A 4,497-nucleotide genomic window follows, 5' to 3' on the forward strand; every position below is an offset into this window, starting at 1 on the left:
TCCCTTCTCCCTTCTCCGTCCTCCGTTTTACTATTTTAGGAGATAAAAATTTTTGCACATTTTATAGATAAACACGTCAAAGGAATTTTGCTAATCTATATAGCGATAATGATAACCGGAATTATCGCTCTCTATAAAATTCCAATCGAGAAAATTCCGGAAGCATCTTTCCCGCGTATTTCCGTTAGCACTTCTTGGGGCGGAGCTTCTCCTGAAAACGTGGAATTTTACATTACTTCAGTCTTGGAAAGCGAGCTTGCGGGTTTAAAAGACCTGCAAAACATAAGTTCATATTCTTACGAAGGTTACAGTCAAATCACTCTGGAATTTTCTCCGAAAGCACGCATGGATTTCGCCTATACCCGTGTGAACGAAATTTTGTATCAATTAAAAGGTGAACTTCCCGAAGGGGTGCAATATCCACAAATCGTGCCGTATATGCCGGATGAATTCGAACAAGAGGAAGTACTTTCTTATGGTCTTTATAGCAAATATTTGGATAAATTTGAACTGTGTAAAATTATTAAGGATGATATCAAACCGAAAATATCAAACATGAAAGGTGTATCGGGAGTACAACTAACCGGACTTGTCCAAAGAGAAGTAAAATTATTTTTTAATAGAAAATTACTAAAATCTCTCGGTATTTCCGTGAACTTTGATATCATCCCGGTAATACAAAATTTTCGGGATATCTGCACTCTCGGGGAATTGCAGAATAATAATCAAAATATTACGCTTCTCTTAAAATCGGGATTTTCCTCTCTCAATCAAATTCGCAAATTACCCGTAAAATCATACCAAAACGATAAAACTTATCGTTTATCTGATCTTTGTAAAATATCTTGGGATATCGCCGAAAGCAATAATAGCTTATTTCGCTTAAATGGCAATGAAGTTGTTCGATTAAATATTTATAAAGAGCCAGGAACAAATGTGTTGGCTTTATCAAAAAAAGTAAAAAATGAGATGGAGAAAATATTTCATCAAGAAGAATATTCTTCTATCCAATATCAAATTCTCACGGACAGTTCGAAAGAGGTGAAAGAGAATTTATACAATCTCACTTTTCGAATGGTCTTTACAGTGCTAATTATTTTGCTTGTGTTGCTATTCTTTTTTCGGAAATGGAAACCCGCTCTCGTGGTCATAACTACCATATTTTTCGAAGTTCTTATCACGATAAATGTTCTCTATTTTACCGGACAAACATTGAATTATTTTACTCTAAGCGGCTTTGCACTCGCTTTCGGTCTTCTCGTGGATAATGCTATTGTGGTTTACGAAAATTCCCATAAATATCTTAAAACGGAATTTTCTTATTTCGAAGCAATAAAAAAAGCTATAGCTGAAATCCGCTGGGCAATCATTGCTGCCACCTTAACGACTATCTGCGTTTTCATTCCGTTCATCTATTTGCAAAAAGATATTCAGGTTTTGCTTATCCCTTTTGCAGTAACAGTGGGCATCGCCTTACTATCTTCAATTATCGTTTCCATGACTTTTATCCCGATTTGCTTAAAAATTTTTTCCATTGAAGAGGGCGTCGAGTGGGGTGAATCCAAAGATAATAGCAAAAACCGTTTTTCGGTTTACCAAAGTATTTTAAGATTTTTCCTAAATCATCGAACCATACCTGTAATTATCGGACTTTCCCTTTTCGGATATGCTCTTCATCTTTTTATAAGCGATGTGGATAAGGGCAGTTTTTTTGATTTTAATTATCCGGATCACATCAACGTAATAATCTATCCGCCATCGAATTGTAAACTTGAAACCATAGATAACATTGTGAAGACTTTTGAGAAAATAATCGCAGATGCACCGCAAGAAAAACTAAAATATTACGATGCTTATATTTCTCCCAAATATGGAAGGATTAAAATATATTTTCCGGAAAAAGTTTTGCAAACTTCCTATCCTTATGTGTTACGAGAAAAATTGGTTGTGCAGAGTAAATATTATGCTGGAGTTCGGGTACAAGTTTGGGGACTCGGACCTCTTTTTTACGGAGGTGGCGGAATTTACTATAAAAATTTTACACTCGCTGGTTATAATTATTTGAAATTGATGGATATTGCAAAAAACTTTGCGGAAAAATTAAAACGAAATCCTCGAATTTCAACTGTTAGGATTGGCAGTTATTATGGAAGGCAGACCAAACAACTAAATGTGGAAATAAAGAAGGATTTGATTTCTCAATACAATTTGAGCACTACCCAAGTTCTCGGACAGATCTACACACTTTTGAATAAAAGAAAGATCGGCACTATCACAACGTTGGATAATGAATATGATATTCGTATAACTCCGGAGAAGGAAATAAATCTTTTTGATTTGAAAAATAGTTTGCTGAAAATCAGCAATAGGGATTTAAAATTAAAGGAAATAGCGAATATCGAGCTGATAAAAATTCCGTATCGAATTAAGAGAAAAAATCAGGAATATACCTTACAAATTGAATACGAGTATCGCGGACCTTATAAATTATTCGAAAAATTTGAAGAAACTACTTTGAATTTTACCCATTTTCCCGCCGGTTATCATTTTGCAAAAGAAGAACATAATTTCGCCGGTTTCAACCAATTCATAAAGGATACGCCCGGCGTGATTTTTATTCTATGTCTTACCCTCGTGCTGATTTATATTATTTTGGCAATATTGTTCGAATCGTATTTGAATCCGTTTGTGATAATGCTAACCCTGCCGCTTGCATTCGTGGGAGTTAGCTTTACCTTCGCGTTGTTTGATCTTACTTTTGATTCCTCTGCTTTTATCGGCACCATTCTGCTTTGTGGGATCGTAGTAAATAATGCGATTATTATGATAAATCGGATAAATCAGATACGCATAAATGAAAATAAATTGGATGAAGCCATTATTAAAGGTGCGACAGAACGATTGAGACCGATATTGATTACAAGTATCACGACAATTCTCGGGCTTATGCCGTTTATTATCTATACTACCGAAAGCACAGGTGAAGATATTTGGAACATCCTCGCTTACGCTACTGTAGGCGGATTATTTACAGCAACCTTCTTCACCCTATTCCTGATCCCTGTTTTTTATAATGTCATTGAAGGTATGAAGAAAATCGGACGTTATTATGAGAATTAATCTAAAATAATTTTTTTAATTATGGGTATAATAGCAATTGCCGTTTATTTTAGCAGTACTATTTTCATAAGGTACTAAAATTCATAATATTTTTATAAATGAGAAAAATATAACTGGAGGAATTTAAAATGTCTTACATAAAGCTTACAGCTTATTCTAGTTTAAGTTTAGCTTTCTTTTTAATTTTTACTACAAATTGTTCAGATAAGTCTAATCAAAACTTATTTGACATAGCAGATAAAGGAAGAGTTTATGTAAATAAAAGTGAAAGAAATGTAACCATGAAATTATTAGAAGAAATTTCGGAATACACTGATGCAGATAATAATATTTGCCCATTTACTCCTCGCGCAGGTTCTATATGCTATAAGGACAGTACAATATATGTGTTAGTTCGCTATGAACTGTCCATTATTGTATTCAAATTAGCAGAATTTACCAATGGTTCAAAATACATAAAATATACTCAAAAGGTGAAAGGCAAAGCACCTAATGAATTTAATACACCATTTGATATTGTTTACGATAATAAAAGAGATTTAATCTACATTGCTGACTTAAATAATTTTTGTATCAATTTTTATAATAAAGACTTGCATGAAATTGACCGAGTAATGTTGGAAATACGACCTTATAAAATATCTATTTCAGATGATTATTTATACATAACTAATTACCAGTATACAATTAGTGATTATTGTGTTGATAGAATTGACTTGAATACCAGAGAGTTGGTAAAAGGCTTGTTCCTTGTATCTAATAAAGGCTCGCAATTAGAAAAAAATACAAAAAATGCAGTTCTCATTTTGTCAATAAAAGATAAAACTCCATTATATGTAGCTGCCAGACAGTATCCTAAATTTAATTTATATTTCTGCAACGAAGATGGAGTATTAAAAACATTTTCCTCTCCATCTCTTTATAAGAAAAAAGTGCCAAAACCTAAAATGATAAAGGTTCGAGGAGATAGAAAAATCTGGGGACTAAATACATTCGTTAGTCTGGATAATTCCCAAAACCTAATCTTTGCTTTGACAACTAATGGTTGGGGTGAATTAGCAGAATCTAAGGAATTAGAAAGATATATCCTGATATTTGACAAGGATGGGAATACTCTTTGTGAGCATAAAATTATTCCCTACGAAGGTGGTGAAAATAACATCTGTTTTGATGAAAAAAATAACATACTATATTATTTCTCACCTACAGGTATAAAAAAATATAAATTAGAATATAAATAAAATCAAATGAAATATAGTATCTATTGCTCATTAAAACAAAGAACTATTTTAAGAAACTACAAAAAAGTCGTATTCGAGATGGCCCAATTGAAATAAAAGAAACTAAAGGATTTCAATCTATAAATAAGGAACTACC

2 protein-coding genes are annotated in these 4,497 nt (G+C 32.9%); both read left to right on the forward strand.

What is annotated here, in order from left to right:
* Positions 1-63 precede the first annotated feature (63 nt).
* Positions 64-3,120: an efflux RND transporter permease subunit gene (locus U9P79_10125; protein MEA2104977.1), complete on the forward strand. Its 3,057-nt coding sequence runs from the start codon at positions 64-66 to the stop codon at positions 3,118-3,120.
* Between the two features lie 128 nt (positions 3,121-3,248).
* Positions 3,249-4,361 (forward strand): hypothetical protein, encoded by a 1,113-nt coding sequence (locus U9P79_10130; protein ID MEA2104978.1) that lies wholly within the window; start codon positions 3,249-3,251, stop codon positions 4,359-4,361.
* The last annotated feature ends 136 nt before the right edge of the window (positions 4,362-4,497 follow it).

The sequence above is a fragment of the Candidatus Cloacimonadota bacterium genome (genome assembly GCA_034661015.1).
Taxonomy (GTDB): Bacteria; Cloacimonadota; Cloacimonadia; order JGIOTU-2; family JGIOTU-2; genus JAYEKN01.

Excerpts from the sequence above, each read along its gene's own strand:
- U9P79_10130 (MEA2104978.1), top strand. The coding sequence starts at position 3,249 with ATGTCTTACATAAAGCTTACAGCTTATTCTAGTTTAAGTTTAGCTTTC.